10 protein-coding genes and 4 pseudogenes are annotated in these 17,048 nt (G+C 69.8%); 8 read left to right on the top strand and 6 right to left on the bottom strand.

The window, feature by feature from the left end:
* Positions 1 to 100 precede the first annotated feature (100 nt).
* The 3 genes from HLA95_RS18925 to HLA95_RS18915 all read right to left on the bottom strand — a co-directional run bounded on the left by HLA95_RS18925 (position 101) and on the right by HLA95_RS18915 (position 8,024).
* Entirely contained in the window at positions 101 to 313 is a 213-nt protein-coding gene (locus HLA95_RS18925) for a hypothetical protein (protein WP_191059496.1), read from the bottom strand.
* A gap of 210 nt (positions 314 to 523) precedes the next feature.
* Positions 524 to 7,450 carry an autotransporter outer membrane beta-barrel domain-containing protein gene (locus HLA95_RS18920; protein ID WP_222184173.1) on the bottom strand — a complete coding sequence of 2,309 codons (6,927 nt, stop codon included), beginning with the start codon at positions 7,448 to 7,450 and terminating at the stop codon, positions 524 to 526.
* A 46-nt stretch (positions 7,451 to 7,496) separates the two neighbouring features.
* The gene (locus HLA95_RS18915) at positions 7,497 to 8,024 is read right to left on the bottom strand and encodes a DUF6622 family protein (protein WP_191059056.1); all 528 of its coding nucleotides are present in this window, start codon (positions 8,022 to 8,024) and stop codon (positions 7,497 to 7,499) included.
* 375 nt (positions 8,025 to 8,399) lie between these two features.
* Here HLA95_RS18915 and kdpF point away from each other — a divergent pair, with 375 nt between their 5' ends.
* From kdpF to HLA95_RS18870, 8 genes and pseudogenes are all read left to right on the top strand, one after another.
* Entirely contained in the window at positions 8,400 to 8,486 is an 87-nt protein-coding gene (kdpF, locus tag HLA95_RS29310) for a K(+)-transporting ATPase subunit F (RefSeq protein ID WP_369076375.1), read from the top strand.
* A gap of 28 nt (positions 8,487 to 8,514) precedes the next feature.
* A pseudogene (kdpA, locus tag HLA95_RS18910) lies at positions 8,515 to 10,241 on the top strand (potassium-transporting ATPase subunit KdpA); the annotation flags it as partial.
* A gap of 22 nt (positions 10,242 to 10,263) precedes the next feature.
* A pseudogene (locus HLA95_RS18905) lies at positions 10,264 to 10,797 on the top strand (HAD-IC family P-type ATPase); the annotation flags it as partial.
* Positions 10,798 to 10,811: 14 nt separating this feature from the next.
* Positions 10,812 to 11,402: a potassium-transporting ATPase subunit KdpC gene (gene kdpC, locus HLA95_RS18900; RefSeq protein WP_191059055.1), complete on the top strand. Its 591-nt coding sequence runs from the start codon at positions 10,812 to 10,814 to the stop codon at positions 11,400 to 11,402.
* Between the two features lie 12 nt (positions 11,403 to 11,414).
* Positions 11,415 to 12,789: pseudogene (locus tag HLA95_RS18885) on the top strand (KdpD family sensor histidine kinase); the annotation flags it as partial.
* Positions 12,789 to 13,289 (top strand): annotated as a pseudogene (locus HLA95_RS18880) (winged helix-turn-helix domain-containing protein); the annotation flags it as partial. The pseudogenes HLA95_RS18885 and HLA95_RS18880, both read left to right, overlap by 1 nt.
* 215 nt (positions 13,290 to 13,504) lie before the next feature.
* On the top strand, positions 13,505 to 13,642 hold the full coding sequence (locus HLA95_RS18875) for a toxin-antitoxin system TumE family protein (RefSeq protein WP_191059053.1): 138 nt from the start codon (positions 13,505 to 13,507) through the stop codon (positions 13,640 to 13,642).
* 88 nt (positions 13,643 to 13,730) lie between these two features.
* On the top strand, positions 13,731 to 13,982 hold the full coding sequence (locus tag HLA95_RS18870; RefSeq protein WP_222184169.1) for an HVO_A0114 family putative DNA-binding protein: 252 nt from the start codon (positions 13,731 to 13,733) through the stop codon (positions 13,980 to 13,982).
* 266 nt (positions 13,983 to 14,248) lie between these two features.
* On the opposite strand, the gene HLA95_RS18865 is transcribed toward HLA95_RS18870, so the two are convergent.
* From HLA95_RS18865 to HLA95_RS28965, 3 genes are all read right to left on the bottom strand, one after another.
* Entirely contained in the window at positions 14,249 to 15,325 is a 1,077-nt protein-coding gene (locus HLA95_RS18865; protein ID WP_191059052.1) for an OmpA family protein, read from the bottom strand.
* Positions 15,326 to 15,421: 96 nt separating this feature from the next.
* Positions 15,422 to 15,910, bottom strand: coding sequence for a YidB family protein (locus HLA95_RS18860; protein ID WP_191059057.1), 489 nt, complete (start codon positions 15,908 to 15,910; stop codon positions 15,422 to 15,424).
* A gap of 101 nt (positions 15,911 to 16,011) precedes the next feature.
* A complete protein-coding gene (locus HLA95_RS28965) occupies positions 16,012 to 16,896 on the bottom strand; it encodes a YsnF/AvaK domain-containing protein (protein ID WP_191059051.1) in 885 nt (294 codons plus the stop codon).
* Between the last annotated feature and the right edge of the window lie 152 nt (positions 16,897 to 17,048).

The following is a 17,048-nucleotide window of genomic DNA, read 5'->3' as shown; positions in this document are numbered from 1 at the left end:
CAGCGCATCCCTGCGCAGAGCCGTTCGCGCCTTTCCGCCTTCCGGTTATGTCCTCCGGTACGCGAGCATGCGCCCGCTGCCTGCCAACCGGGAGTCGGGGCTATTGCCTGGTCTTGCCGGAAGTTGCCAGCCACCCCGTGAACGTGATCGGGGCCTGGCCGGTGTGCTGGATGATCTGGCGCAGGCACTGGGCGCGGCCATCGTTTCTGGCCAATGCCGCCGCCACGCGATGGAGCAGCTCGGCATCGGCCCGGGAAAGACAGAGTTCTCCTTCCCCCAGTTCGAGACGAGCTGCCCGGTGCGCCCTGGTCATGTCCGGCTCCTGCCTGTCGCTATGGTGGCTATCTAGCCGTCTGCTACCTGACAGTGAACGCATTCGGGAAAAATTGACAACAATTTTAGCTAATGTCTCGGGAACGTGAGAGGCCGCGTTTCAGCCCCCTGCGCGGGTCGCCGGGCGAGCACCATGCTGGTGGCAAGGGCAAGCGGCGCTGCACGGGCCTGGCCTATGCAGCGCCGAGGATCAGAACAGATAGTTGAACCGGAGCGTCCCGCTGTGGCCCTGATAGTCCTCGCCCAGCTCGCCCGCATATTCGAGCCGGATCTGGATCTGGTCGGCCGCCTGCAGCTCCAGGCCCAGGTTCAGCCGGCCCAGCGTGTCCGGCAGCTCCGTGCTCGCCTGGAACGTCCCGGCACTGGCCGGTGCGCCGGCGAACCTGGTGTCGGCATGCCAGTCGTTGTCGTCGTAGAACACGGCACCCAGGCTGGCATAGGGGCGCAGCGTCACCCCGTCCTGGAGCAGGACCCTGCCGCCCAGCTCGATCATCGGCGAAGCGGCGAATTTCACGTCATCGGCGCTGTCGACGCTGAGGTCGAGGGCGCCGGCCCCGCTTTCGGTGTAGCTGCCGGTGCGCAGGTAGGTGGCGTCCAGGTCCAGGTAGGGCTCAAGGTACCAGCCCTCGAACGGCAGCTGGTAGGCGATCCGGGTTGACAGGCCCAGCTGCTGGGTCTCCGGCGAGGCCGCGGCGGTCTGCCGGATGCCGCCCAGGTCGAGATGGCGCTTGCTGTCGTACCAGCCATAGCCGCCGGCGAGCGTCCCGGAGACCACCCAGTTGCCGAACTGGCGCTTGACCAGCAGGCCCGCCAGCACCCCGTCGCCATGGGCGCTGCCGGCACCCTGCCGGGCGTCCAGCGTGCTGTTCTCGTAGGCGAGCGAGCCGCCCAGGAACCAGCCGTCGGCGATCTCCTTCTGCCCGCCGGCCTGGAGCAGCACCGCGCGCTCGATGAAGCCCAGCTGGTCGCCGCCGGCCTTGCGGTCGCTGCCGCCCCCGCTGGTGCGCACCCAGCCGCAGTCCCGCTCGCGCTGCCGGGTACCGTCGCCTTCGAAGACCGGGCAGCTGTTCATGGCCGCGACGAACCGCTGGCCCGCCTGGTGCCGCGAGGCGCCGATGGCGCTCACCGACTGGCCGGACAGCTCGTTCAGGGCCTGGCCGTAGCTGGTGCTGTCGGTGATCCTGGCTTCGTTGGCCAGCCGGGCAAAGCCGGTGGCGAAGCTTTCCGGGCGTTCGCCTTCCCACAGGCGCGCCAGATGCGCGGCCAGGCTCTGCTGGCCGCTGCTCAGGCGGTCGTCGTCGACGTGGAAGTCGGCCGACGGCGTCACCTGGACGGACTTGCCAGTCGCATCGAGCGAGGGGGTGAAGGTGAACAGGTGGCTGCGGGTAGCACCGAAGCCCTCGCCCAGATCGAGGGCACCGACGGCGGACAGCACGGTGACGGTGGCCGGGATCAGGGCGTGCGGGCGCACCGTGATGGTGCCGGCCAGATCGACGTCGCCGCTCACCTCCAGCCGGTCGGCCGTGCCCGCCACATGGCCGGTATCGACCAGGAGGTGGCCGGCAGGGGTCTGGACATAGTCCGCGGCCAGCGCCGTGGACCTGATCCGGCCCGTGCCGCCCACGCTCACCGTGCCGGCATTGGTCAGTACGCCATCCTGGCCGAGATCGACCGTGCTGCCGGGATTGTAGGTGCCGCCATTGTTGTTGAGCGCGCTGCTGCCGTTGGGCAGCACGATCGAGCCGTTGATCGTGCCGCCGCTATTGTTGTTGATCGTGGCCGGCTGGTTGCCGGTGATCGAGACGCCGGTGGCGTTCGCCGTGGGGCCGCCCGGCAGCGAGCTGTCCGAGCCGTCGTCGATGGTGCCGCTGTTGTTGACGGTGTTGGTGCCGGCACCGGCGATGAAGATGGCGCCGGCCGACTTGGCCCAGCTCTCGATGAAGCCGCCATTGACGTTGATGGTCGTGTCGTTGACGCCGTTGCCCTGGCTCTGCACGACCACGCCATAGGCGCCCTCGCCCAGCGGCCGGACCACCGTGTTGCCGCCGAGCGTGACGGTCACGGCACCGGTGCAGGTAGGCCCGCTGCAGTTCGCGTAGGGGCTGCTGCCGGCAAAGGCGTAGCCGCTGCCGTCCGGCTGGCTGAGGATGCCACCGCCGCCGCCCAGGCTCTGCGCCACGATCACATGCGCGCCCGGGCCGCTGGTCACGATGTTGCCGCCGCTTTCCAGGTCGACGGTGACATTGCCGCCCTGGCCGCTCTGCGCCACGGGCGTGGCCCGGATCGCCTGGGTCAGGTCGACGCCGGACAGGCCGCCGATCACGCCGCCGCCGCCGCCGATGCTCTGCGCCAGCACGCCCACGGCACCGGCACCGGCCGTGCCCATGCTGAAGCCGTTGTTGACCGTCACGCTGACGGCACCGCCATTGCCGGTCTGGCTGCCCGCGGCGAACAGCTTGCCCAGCACGTCCTGCGGATTGCTGCCGCCGACCACCAGGCCGCCGCCGCCGCCCACGCTCTGCGCCAGCACGCCATAGGCGTCGCTGCCGGTGGTCTGAAGATTGCCGGTGGTGTGGTTGGCGTCGGTCGGGTCGAGCGTGACGGTGACGCTGCCGCCATTGCCGCTCGTCCCGTTGCTGCTGCCGATGGTCACCGGGATGACCGTGGCGCTGCTCAGGCCCGCCAGGTTGCTGTCGTCGGTGTCCGTGCTGGTCGCGACCACCAGGCCGCCACCGCCGCCGATGCTCTGCGCCACCAGGCCGATGGCACCCATGCCGCTGGTCCCGACATGACTCACCGCGGACTGGCCGACATTGACGGTGACCGCACCGCCATCGCCGCCGGCGCCGCCCTGGCCGCCGATCGCGACGGCGAGACCGATGTCGCCCGGATCGGTCGAATCGGTCTTGCGGTCGCTGGAGAGCGCGTGGGCGATGCCGCCGCCCCCGCCGGTGCTCTGGGCGAGGATGCCGTAGGCATGCCGGCCGGTGGTGTCGATCGCGCCATAAACGTCGACGGTCACCGGGCCGCCGGCACCGCCCCGTCCGCCCGAGCCGCCGAGCGTCAGGGTCAGATCCTTGAGCGCGCCGCTGGCCGAGGCGGTGACGCCGCCCTTGCCGCCGCCGCCGCCGATGCTCTGCGCGGTGATGCCGTTCGCGGTCACGCCGCCCGTGCGGATCGAGCCGCCCGCCTCGTTGGTCACGGTGACGTTGCAATCGCTGTCGATGCAGGCATCCCCGCCGCCGGCGCCACTGGCACCGACCCTGAGCTGGCCGCTGGCATCGCCATGCGTGCCCGAGAAGCTGGAGGCACCGCCGACGCCGCCACCGCCACCCAGGTTCTGGGCGAAGATGCCATCCGAGCGGGCACCCGTGGTGGCGATGCTGCCGCTATTGTCCACCGTGACCGTGTTGCCGCTGCCGCCGGCACCGCCCTGGCCGCCGATCGTGGCGCTCAGCTCGATGTTGCTGGCCTCGCCGTCGTCGTCATCGTCGGTCAGGCGGAGCGCATCGTCGTCGCCGGGCAGGATGGTTTCCAGCTGCGCCAGCTGGTTGATGTCCTTGAGCGCACCGTCGCCCACCTTGAACACGCCGGTCGTGAGCGTCGTCACGTTCTGGCCGAGGCCCAGCCCGTTGGCGAGGCTGGTGGCGAGGTCGCTGGCGGCGGCCTGGGGATCCTGCGCACCGCCGGCCGTGGACGAGCCCTTGCCGGCCGAGCCGCCGCCGCCGCCGACACTCTGGGCATGGATGGCATCGGCATCGCTGCCGCGGGTCAGCAGGCTGGCCGTGTTGGTGACCTCGACCGTGCCGCCATTGCCGCCCGAGCCGGCATTGCCGCCGAGCGTCACGCCGAGCGACAGGTCCTGGGCATTGGCCTTGGCCACGCCGCCGCCGGACGCGCCGCCGCCACCGCCCACGCTGTGGGCATAGATGGCGCGGGCCCCGTCGCCCCGAGTCGCGATGCCGCCGCTGTTGGCCACCTGCACCGTGCCGCCGACGCTGCCGGTGCCGCCCTGGCCGCCGACCGAGATCGAGGTCGAGGCGCTGAAGTCGCCCGGCAGGTTCGACGCCTGGCTGTCGCCGATGCCGCCCGTGCCGCCGCCGCCGCCGACGCTTTGCGCCATGACGCCATGGGCCGATTCGCCGAGTGTCAGGACCAGGGCGTTGTTGGTGGCGGTCGCCGGCCCGCCCGTGCCGCCGGCCCCGCCCGGACCGGCAACCCCTAAGCTGATCGAGACGCCGTCACCGGCACCGGCCGAATAGGAGGATGCGGTCGAATCGCCGCCATTGCCGCCGCCGCCGGCGATGTTCTGGGCGAACAGGCCGATGGCGCCGTCGCCCGCGGTCGACAGGAAGCCGTTATTGGTGATCGCCGCAGGGCTGCTCGACTGGTCGCCGCCCGCACCGCCCGTGCCGCCGATGCCGACCGCGACCGAGACGGCGGGGACCTCCGGGTCGGGCGAGGCCGCGAGTGCTACCGCGGTGGCCGTGCCGCCCTCGCCGCCGCCGCCGCTGATGCTCTGCGCCTTCATGCCGTAGGCATCGGCGCCATAGGTGGTGACCTGGTCGTTGTTGGTGAGCGTCACCGTGCCGCCTGGGCCGCCACCGGCCCCGGTACCGCCGATCGCCACCGCCGCGGTCATCAGGTTGGCGCTGACGCTCACACCCGAGCCGCCATTGCCGCCGCCGCCGCCCACGCTCTGCGCGGCGATGCCGCCGGACTGCAGGCCGAAGGTGGTGATCACGCCGTCATTGGTGACGGTCACCGCCCCGCCATTGCCGCCGCCCTTGCCGTCGCCGCCGATCGAGAGGGTCAGCACGCTGCCGCTGGCCGCCAGCGCGTTGCCGCCATTGCCGCCGGCACCGCCGACGCTCTGCGCCACGATCGCCGCGGCATCGGCCCCGCGGGTGACCAGCGTGTCGTCGAGCACGCCGGCATTGGCGTCACCGGCATTGCTGCCGATCGACACGGTGCCGCCATTGCCGCCGGCACCGCCATTGCCGCCGATCGCGATGTTGATGGCGGTGTCGACGCTCAGGGCGTTGCCGCCGCTGCCACCGCCGCCGCCGATGCTCTGGGCGACGATCGCCGAGGCGCCGGTGCCGGTGGTGGTGATCGTGCCGCCCGTGCCGGAGACCGCGACGCTGCAGTCGGCGGCATTGGGGGCGCAGGCATGGCCGCCGTTCTTCGCGGGGCCGCCATGGGCCCAGAACAGGCTGCCGGCATCGCCGCCATTGCCGCCCTGGCCGCCGACGCCCTGGGCCAGCACGCCATGGGCGAAGCTGCCGCTGGTCGTGACCGTACCGTCGATGACCGCGATCGCGCTGTTGCCGGCACCGCCGAAGCCGGCACCGCCGCCCTCGGCGCCGACCGGCGCGCTCGCCGAGCCGCCGGCACCGCCGACCCCGCCATTCGCGCTGACGTGAACGCCGGGATCGACCACTGACGTGGTTTTCGGCGCATCCACCCCGGTCGTGGTGACGCTGCCGCCGCTCGCGACGGTGACCGACGCGGTACCGCTCTGGCCGCCATTGCCGCCATTGCCGCCGGTGGCGCTACCACCGCCGGCCCCGGCCCCGGCACCACCGGTGCCGCCATCGGCAACCGCCAGAACCCCGGTCACCGCACTGCCCGCCGTGCCGGCCACCTTGCCGTCGATGATCACGCTGGGGCGGCCGCCGCTACCGCCGATGCCGCCATTGCCGCCCGTGGCGCTGCCGGCACCGGCCTGGGCACCATTCCCCGCATTGCCGCCCGCCGCCGTCGCCAGCACGCCCAGCAGGGCAGAGGTCGCCGTGCCGGTGCCGGCGATCGTGGCCGTGGCCGAGCCGCCCTGGCCGCCATTGCCGCCATTGCCGCCGCCCGCACCGCTGTTGCTGCTGCCGCTCGCGGTGCCGGCATCGCCACCGGCCCCGCCGGTGCTCGCCACGGTCAGGCCGGTCCAGCCGCCGGTCAGGCTGCCGTTGACCGTGCCGGTGGCCGTACCGCCGGCACCACCCAGGCCGCCATTGCCGCCGCTGGCAGCGCCGGTCGTCGCGGTGCCGCCCGTGCCGCCGGCACCACCGGCGCTGACCACGGACATCCCGATCACGGCAGCCTGCACGGTGCCATCGACGGTGCCGGTCGCAGCACCGCCCGTGCCGCCCGTGCCACCCGTGCCGCCACCGGTGGCGGGTGCTGCCGAGCCGTTGCCGCCATTGCCGCCGTCCCCGCCGCTGGCCGCCACCTCGACGCCATCGGCCTGGCTCGACGTCACCGCACCGGCACCGGTCACGGTCACCGTCGCGGCACCGCCCGCACCGCCATTGCCGCCATTGCTGCCCGACGCGCTGTTGAAGCCGCTATTGTCGTTCGGGCCCTGGCCGCCCATCCCGCCATAGCTGGATGCCTGGATCCCCGTGTCGGCCAGGTCGATCGAGCCGCCGACGGTCACGCCGACCGTGCCGCCGCTGCCGCCGATGCCGGCATGGGCGCCGAAAAAGCCGGTCGAGCCGGCATCGCCACTGCCGCCGCTGCCGCCCTGCGAGGTCACCACCAGGCCGGTCGAGCCCGCGTCCGACGAGGTGAGCCCACCTTCCATGTCGACATAGACGCCGCCGCCGGCACCACCGGTGCCGCCGGTGCCGCGGGTGCCGGTATGCGCACCCTGGCCGCCGCCGCCGCGGCCGCCCTGGCTCAGGAACCGCAGGATGCCAGCGCCGTTGGCGCCGCCCACCGTGACGGCCGAGCCGATCGAGACCGGGGCCTGGCTGGTGCCGATGCCGCCGCCGGTCCCGCCGGTGCCGCCGTTCATGCCGTCATGGTTGGCGGCACCGCCGTCGCCCGCCACCGTGACGAAGTCGACGGCACCCGCACCATTGCCGGCATTCAGCGTCTGCTGGTCGGTGAAGTCGTAGGTGATCGGGTCGGGCGGCGGCGTGGGGCCGGTCTGGCCGCGCCCGGCCGGGTTGGCGGTCAGGCCGATCTGGCAATTGCTGCCGTTGGTGTTGACGCAGGCGGGGTTGCCGCTGTCCGCCCATGCCGGCAGCGTGCCGATCAGGCCCGCGAGCCCGACCAGCGCCGTACCTGCGCACAGTGCGGCACGCTGCCGGCGCGATACCCTGTCCCAGTCGATCATGCCGCCTCCCATTGGCGCCGTTCGGGAAAAATTCCGGATGCTCGGATCAGGTGCGGAGCGGGCCTTCCCGCGGGCCGGCTGCCCGCAGATAGCGCAGCAGGTAGCCCAGGAACTTGCCGACGAAGATGCCGGCGAACAGGCCGTAGGCGCCAAGGTCGACCGGGCGCCAGAACGGCTGCTCGAGCGTCGCGGGCGAGACCGCGCCGACCACGCCGAACGTGTATTTCAGGGCGAACGCCACCAGCACCAACGGCAGGACGGTACCGTCGGCCAGCCGGTGGATCAGGCCGCGCGTCCGGTCGGCCGTGATCGCCCGGCCCCGCAGCAGCCACAGGCCGAGCAGCGCGCCCAGCCCCAGCGCACCCAGCCAGGGCAGGACCGTGGCGGCCTCGATGCCGTACAGCCGGACGAGATCATGCAGGCCCCAGGCCGTCAGCAGGGCCGGCACGATCGCGAGCCTGGTCAGGCTCACCTGGCCCGGCCGGCGCGCCTTGATCCCGATCCAGACGAGATAGGCGAGGAGCAGATAGACCCAGGCGGGCGTCTGCGTGACGATCCCGACGACCCACTCCATCCTGCCCCCCGGGCGAGCGCCAGCAGCCAAGTTGGGCTTTGCGGTCCTGCGGGCCGCGCGGGTCACCTGTCGCCATGGTGGGGTAGCTTCTATCCGGTGACGACGCAATAGAAACGGAAGGTTCTGCCGGAAAGTCCTGCCAAATGGGGCTGCAGTCCTGCCTGGAAGCCGCCGCCATCACTCGACTGGCGCTCTTTATACAATCCTTATCCTGCGCGGGTGGATCTCACGTGGCCCGCTTATACAGTCCAGGGCTAGAAGGCCTGCTCCACCACGGAGCTCGACCATGCTCGACATCATCTACCTTGGGACCGGGATCGGCTTCTTCCTGCTGATGGCCGGCTATCTGCGCCTGGTGGCACGGGCCTGACCGGCATGCTGGACCTGATCCTGGGCGGCCTCGTGGCCTTCGGCCTGGTCGTCTACCTCGTGGTGACGCTGGCATCGCCCGAGAAATCCTGAGCCAGCCTGCTCTGGAGAGAAGATCGCCATGACCTGGCACGGCTGGCTCCAGATCGCTCTCCTGTTCGCCGTCGTGCTGCTCGCTGCCCTCCCCTTGGGCGGCTTCATGGCGCGCGTCCATGCCGGCAAACGCAACGTCCTCACCCCCGTCCTGGGCCCGCTCGAGCGTGGCCTCTACCGCCTGGCCCGGGTCGACCCCGCGGCCGAGCAGAGCTGGCTCGGCTACACGTCGGCCATACTCGCCTTCAACGCGGCGGGCTTCCTGCTGCTCTACCTCCTGCTGCGCCTCCAAGGCGTCCTGCCGCTCAACCCGCAGGGCTTCCCGGGCCTGGCCCCCGACCTCGCCTTCGACACCGCGGTCAGCTTCGTGACCAACACGAACTGGCAGGCTTACGCCGGCGAGACCACCATGAGCCATGGGAGCCAGATGGCCGGGCTCACCGTGCAGAACTTCCTGTCCGCCGCCACCGGCCTCGCCCTGGCGATGGCGCTGGTGCGCGGCTTTGCGCGTTTCAACGCCGGCACGGTCGGCAACTTCTTCGTCGATCTGACCCGCTCGACCCTCTACGTCCTCCTGCCGCTGGCGTTCGTCACGCCCCTGCTGCTGGTGGCGCTGGGCATGCCGCAGACGCTCCATGCGTCCGTGGCCGCGACCACGCTGGAGGACGGGCAGCAGACCCTGGCGCTGGGGCCGGTGGCCTCGCAGGTCGCGATCAAGCAGCTCGGCACCAATGGCGGCGGCTTCTTCAACGCCAATGCCGCGCACCCCTTCGAGAACCCGACCGCGCTCGCGAACCTCGTGCAGACCTGGCAGATGCTGGTGGTCGCCACCGCCCTGGTCTTCGCCTTCGGCCGCATGGTCGGCGACCGCCGCCAAGCCTATGCATTGCTGGCGGTCATGGGCCTCCTGCTGATCGCCGGCACCGCCGTCGTTTATGCCGCGGAAGCGCAGGGCACCCCGCTCCTGGCGTCGCTCGGGCTGGATCCCGCCGGCGCCAACATGGAGGGCAAGGAGGTCCGCTTCGGCTTGGCGCTGTCCGCCTTGTGGGCCGCGTCACCACGGGCCTCAGCTGCGGTGCGGTCAACGCCATGCACGGCTCGTTCACCCCGATCGGCGGCATGATCCCGATGCTGCTGATCCAGCTCGGCGAGATCCTGCCGGGCGACGTCGGCTCCGGCCTTTATGGCCTGCTGGTGATGGCGATCATCACCGTGTTCGTGGCCGGGCTGATGGTCGGGCGGACCCCGGAATATCTCGGCAAGAAGATCGAGGTGCGCGAGGTCAAGCTGGCCGTGCTCGCCATCCTGATCCTGCCGGTCACCATCCTGATCCTGCCGGTCACCATCCTGGGCTTCTCGGCGGTAGCCGCCGTGCTCCCCGCAGCCCTGACCGGCCTGGGCCATGCCGGCCCGCACGGCCTGTCCGAGATCCTCTACGCCTACTCGTCGGCAGTCGGGAACAACGGCTCGGCCTTCGCCTCCCTTTCGGCCGACACGCCCTGGTGGAACACGACCCTGTGCCTGGCCCTGCTGCCGGGCAGGTTCGCCTATATCGTGCCGATGATGGCGATCGCCGGCTCGCTCGCCGCCAAGACCCGCGCCAGGGCGTCGGCTGGCATCTTCCCGACCCACGGGCCTTTGTTCGTCGGCCTGCTCGCCGGCGTGATCCTCATCCTGGGCGGCCTGCAGTTCTTCCCGGCCCTGGCCCTCGGCCCCATCGCCGAGCAGGTGCAGATGCTGGCCGGCAAGACCTTCTGCCCCCTCAGGAGCGATCGACCGCAAGGGCTCCATCGACGCCGTGCGCCGCTTCACTGCCGGCCAGGCCCAGCAGCCGGTGGCGGAGCTGGCGGCATTCGCCGCCGCGGTCGAGCGCATCTCCCGGGCTGGCGGCACGCCGCTGGGTTTATGCGACGGAGGCCGGCTGCTGGGCGTCATCCACCTCAAGGACGTGGTGAAGCAGGGCATCAAGGAGCGCTTCGCCGAACTGCGCCGCATGGGCATCCGCACGGTGATGGTGACCGGCGACAATCCCGTCACCGCCGCGGCGATCGCATCCGAGGCCGGCGCGGACGACTTCATCGCCGAGGCCACCCCGCAGGACAAGCTCGCCTATATCCGCGCCGAGCAGCGCCAGGGCCGCCTGGTCGCCATGTGCGGCGACGGCACCAATGACGCGCCGGCCCTGGCCCAGTCCGATGCCGGCAGCGTGCTCGCCCGCAACCTCGGCATCTATGGGCTGGGCGGGATCCTGGTGCCGTTCGTCGGCATCAAGCTGATCGATCTGGCCGTCACCGCCCTCGGCCTCGCCTGAGAAGGAGTCCTGCCATGCATGAACATCTCCGCCCGGTCGCCGTGCTGCTTCTGTTCTTCACCCTGCTCACCGGCCTGGCCTACCCGCTCGCGATCACCGGGATCGCCCAGGCCCTGTTCCCGGCCGCCGCCAACGGCAGCCTAGTCGAACAGGACGGCAGGATCGTCGGCTCGGCCCTGATCGGCCAGTCCTTCACCGACCCTGCTTTTTTCCACGGCCGCCCTTCCGCTGCCGGTGCCGGCTACGATGTCGCCGCCTCCTCGGGCAGCAACCTCGCCCCCACCAGTGCGAAGCTGGCCCTGCGGCTCCATGCCGATATCCAGGCGCTGCGCGATGCCAGGGCGCCTGCTACCGTCCCGGCCGATCTCGTGACGAGCTCGGGCAGCGGCCTCGACCCGCATCTGTCGCCGGCCGCCGCATTCCTGCAGGTGGGCCGGGTCGCCCAGGCCCGCGGGATCGCGCCGGATGCGCTCCGCCGGCTGGTGCTGGAGCATGTGGAAGGACGCGAGCTCGGCATGCTCGGCGAGGAGCGGGTCAACGTGCTGCTGCTCAACCTGGCGCTCGACCGGGCCTTCCCGCGGCCAGCCGGGCCGGCGCTGTCCTGAGCCGCCCTCCCCATGAACCAGCCCGACCCGCAGCGCGCCTCGCCCGAGGCCCTGCTCGACCAGGCCCGCAGGAAGGGCGGGGCCGGCTGCGGGTGTTCATGGGTGCCGCTCCGGCGGTTGGCAAGACCTACGCCATGCTCCAGGCGGCGCGTGCCGCCAGGGCCGGCAAGGTCGACGTGGTGATCGGCGTGGTCGAGACTCACGGGCGCCAGGAACCCAGGACCTGGCCGAGGGCATCGAGGTCCTGCCCAGAAAGTCGATCCTCTACCGCGGCCGCCTGGTGCCCGAGTTCGACCTGGAAGCGGCCCTGGCCCGCCGGCCGGGCCTCCTTCTGGTCGACGAGTACGCCCATGCCAACGTCCCAGGAGCCGGCACCCCAAGCGCTGGCAGGACGTGGACGAGCTGCTGGACGCCGGGATCGACGTCTGGACCACGCTGAACGTGCAGCATGTCGAGAGCCTGAACGACGTGGTACAGCGGATCACCGGGGTCCGGATGCGCGAGACCGTGCCCGACGCGGCGTTCCAGGATGCCCACGAGATCGTCCTGGTCGACCTGCCGCCGGACGAGCTGCTCAAGCGCCTGGCCGAGGGCAAGGTCTATGTCCAGGACACCGCCACCCGGGCGGTGCAGAGCTTCTTCAAGCCCAGCAACCTCCTGGCCCTGCGCGAGCTGGCGCTGCGCCGGGTGGCGGCACGGATCCACAGCGACCTGGCCGCGCGCATGCAGGGTTGCGCCATCGAGGGGCCTTGGGCGGCCGGCGAGCGGATCATGGTCTGTGTCGGTCCGGACGGCTCGGCCATGCGGGTCGTGCGCGAAGCCAAGCGGCTGGCCGACCTGACCGGCGGCTCCTGGTTCGCAGTGAGCGTCGAGCAGCCCGGGCGGACGATCGACACCGAAGGCCGCCGCAGGGTCGCCGAGGCCGTGCGCCTGGCCGAGAGCCTGGGCGGCGAGGTCCGGCAACTGGTGGCCGCCGACCTGGCGGGCGAGCTCCTGCGCTTTGCCCGCTTCCAGAACGTCACCCAGATCGTGATCGGCCAGGCGAGGGCCGGCCGGTTCCGTGCCCTGTTCGGCCGCACCCTCGCCGATGCGCTGGTCAAGAGCGGCAACGGCATCGCCGTCCACGTCCTGACCTCCGCGATCGTCGGCCGGGCGCGCGAGCAGGCCGATGCGGCGATCGTCCGGATGCGGACGACCCGGCGGCTCTACGAGTTCACCCGCAAGCTGTCGACACTGGCCGACGAGCAGGCGATGGCGGCAGGGGCGGCCGCCGAGATCGGTGCCATGCTGGACCGGTCGGTCGTGATCCTGCGGGACGGCCAGGACGGGCTCGCTCACCGCCGCGCGCTGGGCGTTCGAGCATGACGAGCCGGCCGGCGCCGACACGGCAAGGAGGTGCTGCGCCGCCTGCGGAGCTGGTCGCAGCTGCCCGTCGTGATCCTCTCGGCCCGTGATCGCGAGACCGAGAAGATCGAGGCGCTCGACACCGGCGCCGACGACTTCGTCAACAAGCCGTTCGGCGTCGGCGAGCTGATGGCCCGGCTGCGCGCGGCCTTGCGCCACCGGATGCAGGCCGCGGGCGAGGTGCCGGTCCTGCGCGTCGAGGATCTGGAGATCGACCTGCCCAGGCACCGGGTCACCCGGGGCGGCAGGGAACTGAAGCTGACGCCCAAGGAATTCGACCTGCTGGCCCTCCTCGTCCGCCATGCCGGCAAGGTGGTCACCCACCGCCAATTGCTGACGACCGTCTGGGGCCCGGCCCATGAGCACGACACCCAGTACCTGCGGGTCTATGTCGGCCAGTTGCGGCAGAAGATCGAGCGTGATCCGGCAGCCCCGGCCCTGATCGTGACGGAGCCGGGCATCGGCTACCGCCTGGGACCGTGATGAGAAGCTCAGGCAGACCCATCTCCTTCAGGCCGCCGATCAGGACCGGCCTGCACCAACATGCTCTGCCCGACGTCACCCTTCTCGGGCCTGCGCTGCGCTATGTTGTCCATCAGGGCACATGAAGGCCGAGCTACCGATCAGGCAGCGCACGCGGCGCGCTGACGGCATGTTCGTGGCAACGGTGATCTGGCTCGAGTGGCGAGGGAACATGCGTGCCGGGCCACGACAACGAGGCCGGCAAGAGCGATCACCGGCATCTGGACGACATCGAGCTGCCGTACCGCTTTCGCAGCCTGAACGAGCTCGTCGACGACTTCTGGCGCGACGTGCAAGGGTGGAGGGTATCATGAGGACCGTGAACATCGGCGTGTCGAGCCTCGATGACACCATGCCCACGCCAAGGCGGCCTGTCGCGGCGAGCATCAGGGTGGGTTCATCGTGTTCGAGTCGGTGGAAGCGATGTGGAGCGTGCTCACGCCCAACCGCTGGGCCCTGATCCGGGCCATGGCCAGCAAGGGGCCGATGTCGCTGCGCGCCGTGGCCAGGCTGCTGGGCCGGGACGTCAAGGCGGTGCATGCTGACATGCACGCGCTCTTGGTCAACGGCGTGATCGACCGCACTGCTGCCGGCTTCGAGTTTCCCTACGACCGGATCCACGTCGAGTTCGACGTGCAGGGGAAGGCCGCCTGAGAGGTCGAGCAGCCTTGTTCAGGTACACCCTACGAAGGCTGCGGCCGGAGCCAGGATTGCTCGGGTTGCCGGCAATCTCTTGAACGCCTGCTTGCATGGGCACTGGGGTCGCGTCGGTGTTTGGTAGATCAAGAGATCCAGAGCTTCGGCGACCGTAGCGGCAGGACCCAGGCGCTTGAAGTCAGCACCTTCTCCACATCTCTCCGTCAGCAGAAAAGAGGCGGTGCCTGAGCACCGCCTCTCCTAATCCACCGAAGCGGCTCGGCTCAGAAGGTGATGCCGACGCCCACGGTGGTCGAGATGATGCCCTCGTCCATGTCGCGGTCGAACGGCATGTCATAGGCGATCTTCGCGACGATCGGGCCGATATTTAGGCCAATCTCCGGGCCCCATATGAAGTCGTCGTCCAGGCCGGAGCCATAGATGCCGCCGATGTTGAGGCCGACATAGGGCAGGAAGCTGGTGATGGTGCCAAAACCACCTTCACTCACAGGAAACACGAAATCGACACCGGCCACGCTTCGGCCGCCGAAGCCGTCGTCGTCGGTATCGATGTTGTAGAAGCCGGCCTGCTCCAGGGACAGGTTCAGCCAGTCGGTCAGCAGATAGTCGAAGCTGAGGTTGAGACCCGCCAGATGGGTCACATGGTGGGTGTCCTCGCCTGAATCGTTGCCTTCATCGAGCAGGTTGGCGCCGTAATAGAGGCCGAGGCTGAACCGGCCACGGTCGACGGCATCGGCGACCTCCGTGGCGGCTTCTGACACGACCGGCGGCACGACGCTGGCAGTTGCCGGCGCTTCCGGCTGCGGCTGCTCGAGCGTGATCTCGACGCGCCGGTTGCGCCGCTCCGGGACGCCGTCGCCCGTCTGCACGAGCAAATCGTTCTCGCCCGCGTCCCTCTGGGTGATGACGTCCTGTGGGACGCCGAGGCGGACCAGTTCCTGCGTGACGGCCTCGGCACGACGCCCTGCGAGTTCCTGATTGTATTCAGCCCTGCCCGTGGTGTCGGTATGGCCGCTCACGGTCAGGTTCGCCTGGCCGGTCCGCCGATAGGCGTTGGCGACCGAGGTGACCGTGGCCAGGGCATCGTCGTCGAGCCTAGCGCTGTCGAAGTCGAAGAAGACCTCGTACGAGCCCGACTGAGGCAAGGCAGCCGCGCCGCCGGCGGACATGGGCTGGGCATCCGATCCTGTCTGCGCATAGGCTGCTGCAGGCGCGATCAAGCTCAGCATCATGCAGATGCTAGTAGGACGGATCATCGCGCGACTCCGGTCATTCTGATGAAATTCAATGAACACATCCGGCACAAGACGTACGTGTCGCTTCAGTTCCGCCTTGTCCAACCGGATCGGACCCTGCCGTGTCCCTCGCTCAACAGCGCTGCAGGGTGGAGGAGGAGCTTGCCGCGGTCGTTTGAACTGTAAGCGAAAGAAGCAGCCTCAGGAGGGCAGGCGGCCGTTTGGGGTATAGTTGTCGACCGCGCTTGGCAGCTCCCGGGTCAGCCGGGATAGCAGTTCCTCGCGCGAAAGGCCGGTGTGCTGGGTGAGCGACGCCAACACCTCAGGTCCGATCGCTTGTCCCAGCTGATGCGGCACCACCTCTCGATTAGGGCCGCTACTCACCCAGGAGTCGGCGATGTCGCCGTGCCCGGTCTGCTTGAAGCGATCAACCAGATCGCCAAGACCGCCCCGCAGAAGGCTGTCGGCACCACCGCTTGTCCCAGCATCACCAAACAGGCCGCCAAGAAGACCGCCTAGGCCACCCTGCTGTCCGCCACCTAAGCCACCGCGGGGATCAGGCTGGCCGTCGGCACCACCAGGATTAGGCCCCGTTCCGCCAAACATCTCAGCCAGCTTGTCGCGGTTCTGGAAGCCGGCGACCGCAAGGAGTCCCAAAAGCGCTGCCATGGATGGCATGCCTCGGCTCATGTTCATCCTCCTAAACTGATGACCTACCATCGGCAAACCGATGAGCATGTGCATGTGCGTTGTTCAGGGGGGCCGCCCAAGGCGACCAGCTCCCTGTCTTGTCAGATCTTGTCAGGATCACGCGGCAGCAGCGGATCCGTGTTGTCCGCAGGACCACGGCCAGCCCGATCATCCTCGATCTCGGCTTCCGTGCTCCGCACGGTGTCATGGATCGTCTCGGTATGGATCTCGACATCCTTGTGCAGGGCGATCTCTTCCTTCACCCGCGCAGTCTTCGAGACCACCGCCTCCTCAAACCGCTCCTCAGCCTCGATTGTCCGCTCCTGGAAGGCGGCCTCGCCCGGCGCGACTTCCCGATCGACCGGGCGGCGCTTGATGGTCACCCGCTCGGACCGCAGGTTGACCTGCTCCTCAACGGGCCGCTCGATGACATAGGTGCGAAGGCGCAGCCTGCCCTTGCTGCTCTGGCGCTTGCCGACCCTGAGCTGCTCCTCGACAAGCTCGATTGTACCATCTTCGGTACTGGTGGCATCGAGCGCCGGACGGGCCGCTGAGCTGCTGGCCGCAGCCGTCGAAGCACCGGACACGGCCGCAGAGCTGCCCGTATAGCCCGTCCATCCCTCCCGCTTCCAGGAGGCCTCCCGCTCGTCCATATCGACCGCACCATAGCGCTCGATGATGTCGGCCACCTGTTCCAACTGAGCGTCGTCCGTCATGACCGAGAGCGTGACACCACCCCGGCTCATACCTTCGGCATAGGCGTAACGATCCTCATCAGGCAGCATGAGGTTGCCAAGCGAGGTCCAAAACCCGCCCTCGTCCCGGCCATGGTCATAGGATGCCGTATTGGTCTGCTGATAGGCCGCCTCGTTCTCTGGAAGGAGCGTGATGGACGTCTGGCTGATGCCTGCCTGAACGAGCGCATCCACTGCCTGCTGAGCATCGGAACGGTTGTCGAAATGCGCGACGATGGTCTGCTGTGCCACGAGATGGTCTCCCAGATTCCTATGTGCTGACCTAATGCTCAGGGTCGCGTGGTTCGATCGCTGGACGTGGTTGTGCCGGTCGTGGTCGTGGTGGTCGTGCGGCCGAGGGGACCGCTGGGCAGCGGGTTCAGCCCCATGCGTGCGGTAAGGGT

The sequence above is a fragment of the Geminicoccus harenae genome, from assembly GCF_019800005.1.
Taxonomy (GTDB): Bacteria; Pseudomonadota; Alphaproteobacteria; order Geminicoccales; family Geminicoccaceae; genus Geminicoccus; species Geminicoccus harenae.
Note: the sequence above shows the minus strand (reverse complement) of the source record. Positions and strands in the feature narration are given on the sequence as shown.